Origin of the sequence: Microcoleus sp. LEGE 07076 (genome assembly GCF_015207455.1) — a bacterium.
Classification (GTDB): domain Bacteria; phylum Cyanobacteriota; class Cyanobacteriia; order Cyanobacteriales; family Microcoleaceae; genus Microcoleus.
Genome location: NZ_JADEWV010000068.1, coordinates 21518 through 28501, shown reverse-complemented (window position 1 = coordinate 28501; position 6984 = coordinate 21518). Strand labels below are relative to the sequence as shown.

8 protein-coding genes are annotated in these 6984 nt (G+C 44.6%); 3 read left to right on the top strand and 5 right to left on the bottom strand.

All coding sequences use genetic code 11. The features are described from left to right. Both IQ270_RS13655 and IQ270_RS31025 read left to right on the top strand, forming a co-directional pair. Positions 1-243 (top strand): transposase (locus IQ270_RS13655; RefSeq protein ID WP_193973732.1); only part of this gene is annotated, 243 nt, incomplete at its 5' end. Next, positions 219-476: a hypothetical protein gene (locus IQ270_RS31025; RefSeq protein WP_228056335.1), complete on the top strand. Its 258-nt coding sequence runs from the start codon at positions 219-221 to the stop codon at positions 474-476. The genes IQ270_RS13655 and IQ270_RS31025, both read left to right, overlap by 25 nt. Before the next feature lie 149 nt (positions 477-625). On the opposite strand, the gene IQ270_RS13645 is transcribed toward IQ270_RS31025, so the two are convergent. The 3 genes from IQ270_RS13645 to IQ270_RS13635 all read right to left on the bottom strand — a co-directional run bounded on the left by IQ270_RS13645 (position 626) and on the right by IQ270_RS13635 (position 4687). Next, a complete protein-coding gene (locus IQ270_RS13645; RefSeq protein WP_193973731.1) occupies positions 626-1753 on the bottom strand; it encodes a glycosyltransferase family 4 protein in 1128 nt (375 codons plus the stop codon). A gap of 381 nt (positions 1754-2134) precedes the next feature. Further along, positions 2135-3343 carry a DegT/DnrJ/EryC1/StrS aminotransferase family protein gene (locus tag IQ270_RS13640; RefSeq protein ID WP_193973730.1) on the bottom strand — a complete coding sequence of 403 codons (1209 nt, stop codon included), beginning with the start codon at positions 3341-3343 and terminating at the stop codon, positions 2135-2137. A gap of 768 nt (positions 3344-4111) precedes the next feature. Then, the gene (locus IQ270_RS13635) at positions 4112-4687 is read right to left on the bottom strand and encodes an alpha/beta hydrolase (RefSeq protein WP_193973729.1); all 576 of its coding nucleotides are present in this window, start codon (positions 4685-4687) and stop codon (positions 4112-4114) included. A gap of 88 nt (positions 4688-4775) precedes the next feature. Between IQ270_RS13635 and IQ270_RS13630 the strand changes: the two genes are divergently transcribed. Next, on the top strand, positions 4776-5018 hold the full coding sequence (locus IQ270_RS13630; protein ID WP_193973728.1) for a hypothetical protein: 243 nt from the start codon (positions 4776-4778) through the stop codon (positions 5016-5018). 149 nt (positions 5019-5167) lie between these two features. Here the strand turns inward: IQ270_RS13630 and IQ270_RS13625 are convergent, their stop codons facing one another. Beyond that, positions 5168-5473, bottom strand: coding sequence for a DUF3493 domain-containing protein (locus IQ270_RS13625; RefSeq protein ID WP_193973727.1), 306 nt, complete (start codon positions 5471-5473; stop codon positions 5168-5170). Positions 5474-5712: 239 nt separating this feature from the next. After that, complete coding sequence (locus IQ270_RS13620) at positions 5713-6945, bottom strand: DUF445 domain-containing protein (protein WP_193973726.1); 1233 nt, start codon at positions 6943-6945, stop codon at positions 5713-5715. Positions 6946-6984 lie beyond the last annotated feature (39 nt).

The following is a 6984-nucleotide window of genomic DNA, read 5'->3' as shown; positions in this document are numbered from 1 at the left end:
AATTGGTTGAGGGGATTGTTGAGAATTGGGATCTGGCAAAAAAGAGCCAAACAATATTTTCCAGATACTGTGAAGACTATTACTAATTGGTTTGACGAGATAATTGCTTACTTTGATAATAGGACAAAAAGTGGTCTTGTTGAAGGTATTAACAACAAACTTAAGTTAATAAAACGTTCTGCCTATGGCTTTATAAATTTTGAAAACTACAAAAATAGATGTTTGCTGTCCTGGGCATTTTAAGTGTTAGTTTAGCATACCAAGTAAGGAAGAACCAGTTACTCTCGCGCGCTTGCCGGAAACGATCGCACATCCGGGCCATAAAAGTTTCGCCATCAATCGGTGGAGTATGTTCGGACACAGCAACAGCAGCATCTATCTTCACTCGTACAGAGTTGATCGATTCGCGATCGGCGCGATCGCACTCATCTAACAATCGCAAAGCAACTTCCAGCACTTCTTCAGCAGAAACATAAGCTCGGTCTTTGACTTTCTACGGTACATCCGCCGATCGACAACGATCGCCTTTGAAAACAGAAAGTTGGTTTCAGCCAGCGAAAATTACAGGTTAATTATCGCGATCGCGCTTACAATGAAATCAACAACCCAACCTCCAAGCTGGTTTTCAATTTCTCTGTATTTTTTGCAGAATCTGCTCTTGGCGCCTAGCAGCAACTTTTGGCCAAGTGAACTCCAAAGCTCGATCGCGGGCGGCAGCTCCCATCTTAGCCCGCAAATCAGGAGAACTAGATAATTTTCGCAGTCCCTCCACCCACGCGTCAGTATCATAGGGCGACAGAACTATCCCGTCAATGCCATCACGCACAATACCGCCTCCTCCCATCGGCGAAGCTAGAATCGGCAAACCATGACCCATTGCTTCATAGATGACGAGTGGGCTACCTTCCTCAAGACTGGGAAAAGCAAAAAAGTCAGCTTGGCGATACGCGGAACTGTAGTCCACAGCATAATCAAAGTGAACTACATCAGAACGTTTTAGCAAATCGCCGCAAGTTTCAGCAATCGCAGGCTCCATTGAGCCAAAAATTGTCAGCGTTCCCTTAATCCCGGCTAGCTCCCAAGCCCGCAACAGCAGATGAACTCCTTTGCGGACGCAGGCAAAACCCAAGAAAAGGACGTTAACTTCATCCTGGGGCGGTTTGTGGGATTGATAATTGGGGAAATTATGAGGCGACCAACCTTCTGTCGTTAGAAGCAGTTTCTCTTCAGGAACTCCGGCCTCTTGAAACGATTTTGCTACTATCGGACTAGGACAAAACAGAAAATCAACTACCTTGAGTTTTTCCTTTTCATCCTGAATACTTTTTGGAGTAATTGTGTGTTGAGGCTCCAATCCTAAGCGAGAGCAAGCATCGTCAAGAATTCTTTTAGATTCGCTTTGATAACTATTAACTCGCTCAATAAAAATCGGCTTGCTATGCTTGTGAACGTTCTTTACAATATCAACTGAGAGACCCGGCCATAAGTAGGCCACATCAAAATCTTTGATATCTTTGAGAAAACGCTTCTCTGTCTTGATTTTGGGAACACTAGGGCTGAGGTAATATAGTTTTTTCAGAAATGACGGAATTGCTTCAACTACATTGGGGGCACGACATTCGCGATCGCAACTCGGGACAACCATCCGAGCTTTCAGCTCAGGGCCTTGCCATTCTTTGCACACTGAAAAAAATACGCCGCTGATTCCTCGGTTAGTGGAATGTATTGGGAATAAGGCACTCAATCTTAGCATAATATTAAGCTTCTATTTCTATCGAATTTTCTTAACAGGGTCAGGGTAATTAAGTAAATCAACCTAATTAAACGTCAAACGCGATATCCATGTCTTATCCTCGATTTATTCACATACTGCGAGGGTATAGTATTCTATTTTTTTAGGTTGATTTACTTACTAATTACCAATTTCCAAAAAACCTAATCATTTCGAGGCAACCTGATTTGAGATCGGGAGTCAAGCATCAGGAATAGGATGCTTAACTCTTAAGGGTAGACGCAATCATCATGTTTCAGGACTTTAGCCGATTGTAGGGTGCGTCAGACTTGGGTTATGGATTGATAAATAAGGGTTTACCTCTGACGCACCCTACTAATAATGACAAACTATTTCATAATTTTAGGCCGCGGTTGCTAAAACAGGATTTTTAGCTTTGCCGATCGCCAAACACTTTTTCACACCAGCAATTACCTCTTCCACATCTGCATCTGTTAATTTTGCCGAAATCGGCAAGCTAACTGTATGCCGCCCAATGTAGCCAGCATTCGGATAGTCTTCGGTGTGCCATCCAAACATTTTTTGATACACAGGATGTTCCGGCATACTCATGTAATGTACGCCGACACCGATATTTTCAGCATTGATAGCGTTGAGAAACTCGTCGCGGCTGACTTTAGTTTTGGCTTCATCTACCAGAATGGTGTACAGGTGATAAGCATGAATCGTATTCGGTTCCGGGTTTGCTGGCAAAGTAATTGGCAAATCCGCAAATGCTTCGTTGTAGCGCTGCCAAATCTGCTCCCGCCGCTGCCAATAAGGCGTGACTCGTTTCAATTGATGAATGCCGATCGCAGCTTGCAGATCCATCATATTGTATTTAAAACCTACCTCCACAACTTCGTAGTGCTTGTAACCCGAGTCGCTGAAGCGCTTCCAAGCATCTTTGCTCATACCGTGCAGCGCTAAAATATTGAGCCTGTCATTATCTTCTTGACTCTTGACCAGAATCATTCCTCCTTCGCCCGTGGTGATGTTTTTAGTGACATAAAAGCTGAAACATCCGAAGTCTCCAAAAGTGCCTGCTTTCTGCCCCTTGTACTCTGTTTCGATCGCGTGAGCGCAATCTTCAATTAACTTCAAGTTGTGGCGGCGAGCAATATCGCAAAGCGCATCCATATCGCAGGGACGACCCGCGAAGTGAACCGGCAAAATTGCCTTAGTTTTTGAAGTTATTTTAGCTTCGACTTGAGCCGGATCGATATTCATTGTCACCGGATCTACATCCGCCAGTACCGGTGTTGCCCCTGCGTGGACGATCGCATTAACTGTAGCGCAAAAAGTCATCGGAGTAGTAATAACTTCATCCCCCGGTTCTAACGAAGAACCGAGGACGCTCAAGTGCAGTCCCGCCGTACAGGAATTGACGGCAACCGCGTACTCTGAACCCTTGTAAGCCTTAAATTCGTCTTGAAAAAGCCTGACTTTCGGGCCAGTACCCAACCAACCTGTTTTCATGGTTGCCACCACTTCTTGAATTTCAGCATCCTCGATCGCCGGAGCGCCAAAAACCAAGAAACGGTCTTTAGAACGAATAGGATTGTTGTTCATGTTGCTAGTTTTAGCCAGTATATAAAGTAAAAGCTGTAAAAGGAGTAAAAGGAGTAAAAGTGTAGTACCCTGAAAAGTGCGATTGAATTGAATTTGGATTTGAGGTGCTGTTAATTAATGCAGTCTCTCACCTTTTTTTAACTTGTTTGAGTCAAGAGTTTTGACGAAGGCATTGCACCATCGCATTTTTGAGCGAACGAGCTTACTAAAGACGGGCTGTTTTTACGAAATCGCCTGACTCTGACGCAGTGTTTCTCTATCTTAGTGTACAGAATCTGCACTGTCCACCCCGATGCTATTTCAGTTTATGGGCGATACACAAGCTCTTGCCCGCATTTCTGGGTTCAAATACTTTTTTTTAAAATTGTTACTGCATCTAAAGTTTTGGTAAACTGTCGAACACCTATCCCGCGATATATTTTATAGATAATATTTTGCACGACTTTAAATAAGCTGTAGGGGTCCTTTCGCCCGACGCCTTAAAGCTTGCAGACAAGTTCAATAAACCCGCCCTCCCCACGAAAAATTTCCTGATTGAAAGGCGTTCAATATCTCAGTTACAGCCAAGTTATAGGATTTGTGATTTGAAATTTGATAATGAGTGATTCCCGTCACATTTGGCTCTTGTCTACCGCTGGATTCTTTTTTTATATTGGTGTAACAAGCCGGAAAGTTTTGCACAATAAAAATATAACTGCGGTGTAATTTATGCGGTTCAGAAACATTCTGCCAGAACTCGCACAAATCAACCCTCCTTAACCAAATGCACTACAATCTCGGCAATCGCATCTTGTTCAAAATGTCTTGCAGCCGTTCTGAAACCCCGCCAAATTGTTCCGACAAAGCGACAAGTTTACCGTAAGCCTCAACTAAACGCTCGCCCTCAACATAAACTTCTGGAGCCGGATAATTCTTCACCGCTTCCAGCATCGTAATTTCGTTATCATTAGTTGCAGACAGCACCAAAGCCGAGATCAAAGCTTCTCGATTTGCCTTCCCAGAAGGAGTGCGAATTACCTGACCCACTTCATCGAGAATGATTTCCCCAATCTTACTGTTGAGCGTCCCATCCAAAAACCTTTGACTGACTTTCACCGGTCTCGTCAGACTGCGGCGAACCGCTTCCGGGTCTTTTTTTGCCTTTCCCAGCAGCATTTCTAACCCGGGTGACATTTTCCCTGTTTCGGCAAAAATTTCTAATTCGCTGACTGGTAAAGTCATTCGGAGCGCGCTGTATTTGAGGACTACTTTTTCCGCCGCCGTCGCCGCACTGCTGTAAAACAGAATTCCGGCACCTGCGAATAAAAATAGCGTCCACCGCACTTGGAAAAATGACTGGCTCATAGTAAAATCTCCCAACATTTTTTTTCTAATTAGACTTTGACGGATGACGATCGGCGTTTGGATCGGGGGCTACCGAGTTGCATTATTTTTGGGAACTGGTATTGCGTATATCGAACGCTTGGTTAAAAACTCTGTTGAGCGCGCTTTTACTGGCTCAGTTGTGCTTGTGGCGCACCCTATTGATTGTATCTCCCAATCTCCCGCTCCTAGCAAGATAGCCAGCGCCAGCTTTCGGATTAATGAAGGCTGGCGCTGGGCTGAAATTTATTTTATATATTTAGGGTCTTTATGGAAGCTGACCCCAATTGAACGAAGTAAAAGCGGCGTATGATTAGGGTCTTTAAATTTGCTGACCCCAATTGAACCGACTCCTTAATCATGACAGGGATCGATCGCAAACCAGGCTTTCGTAATAATTTCTTTATAATTATCACTTTTCTTTGCCTCAACTATACTTTTATATCGATTTGTCAACTTTTGTTACTTGGACTTCGGGGATCGGCTCTCGGCGCGCTGCTCGAGGCGAAACAAAAACACCATCAGAGCCACGACTCCGACTTGGAGGGCAAAATTTGGCAAAGCAGAGCCTATTTCCCGACCCGAGGCAATTTTAGCGAGGAAAACCACGCCGCCGATCAAGCCGGAAGCGCCGCAAGCTACGTAAATAAACTGTCGCAGAGGCCGGTAGGGAGCGGCCATTTCTGCGGTTAAACGCTCGTATTGTTGGCGGCTGAGGTTGCGGGGGTTTTTGGGGGTGGTGCGATCGTCCGAATTGGGAACTGGCATAGATTTAAGAAATAAGTAAATTAGGATTGGACAAAAAAACCAGGTGTCTACCAAAAATGGTCTGGCTGAGGCGGCAAATACTGCCGAAAAACAGGTTCTTGTGTAGTAGACATCTCCTAAAAAGCAGGTTTTGAACAGACCCGATGCCTGTTGCACAATAATTATTGGAGAAGTCTAGTGTGTACGCAAGTCCCACGAATATTAGGCTACAACAAATATGTCACAACTGCCGCCATAAATCACCGCTGAAGAAAAAGCACAACTGTTTGCAAACAGCCGACAAAAACACCCAAAATCCCTCCTAAATTTACAATTCCCTGCAACTCGCTTTTGACAATTCCCTGAATTGCTAACTCCAACTCTTCAGGAGAAGTACCTTTTACTCGATCGACAATCACCTGGTCGATATTTAAAATCGGGATAGCCTGAGCTACAATATTTTCTAAATCCCGCTCTAGATAGCGGTCTAAAACCAAAGCCAGTTCTTTGCTGACAATTTCCAGGGAAGCGCTCATCACCGCAGAAGTTTGCAATCGATTGAGAATCAACCGCGAAATATTTTCCCAGTCAACAGATTTGCTCAACCCGTCAAGTACCTCCGTACCCCGCTGTTGAACGTAGGTGCGAACGCTGTCGCGCATAGTTTTTCGCAACTGTCTCACCGTCGAAACGGGTAAGTTTTGCATCGACAAATTTTGCAGCCATTCCTGAAGCCGTCCGCGAATTCCCAAAGAAACCGTTAACTCTGCTAACCGCTTATTTGTTGCTTCTCTGTCGTCTAGACAAAAAGTCCGCAGCCGAGTTAAAGTGTTCCGCAAACCAAATAAATTTGCGACAACCCAATAAGTGCCGCTGGTTTTTTCTCGAAACCCTTCATCGATAATCGAAATATTGCGATCGGTCAAAAAGTCAATCAAAGCCTGCCGCAGCACTTCCGGCGGTATTACCACCTGCAACAGCCAATCAGACAACTGACCTGCTTGAGCTTCTGTTAGCTGAATTTCCAGCAAAACTTGGTCAAAAATTTGATTTAGCTGAGCTTCTAAAAAATCTTCCCGGCGCGCCAAAACTTTGAGAATTCGCGGCACTGATTCCCCCAGCAAATCTCGCAGAATATTAGCGAGAATTTTAGCTGTTTTTTGCTCCGCGTCTGCTTTTACCTGATCGAGTGCCAACTGCAACAGCCAGAGAATTATCGACTGTATCCGCTCGATTTGCAGGAGGCGGCGCGCCAAATTTTGCAATTCTTGCGGTGTCAGCAGCGAACCCATAATTGTGTCGGAAATGCGCTTTGCCAAACGCTCTTGGTTGCGGGGAATCAAGCCGGGAGTGAAAGGCAACTGCCGCCCTTTGATGTAAATAGCTCGATAGGGACGGAACAGCATTTTGATAGCTATATCGTTAGTGAAATAGCCAATAATTCCTCCCACTACAGGTGGGGCAAACAACAGCCAAATGTTAGACGGATTCATCAATAATTGGGAATTTGGAATTAGTCAGTAGTCAGTAGT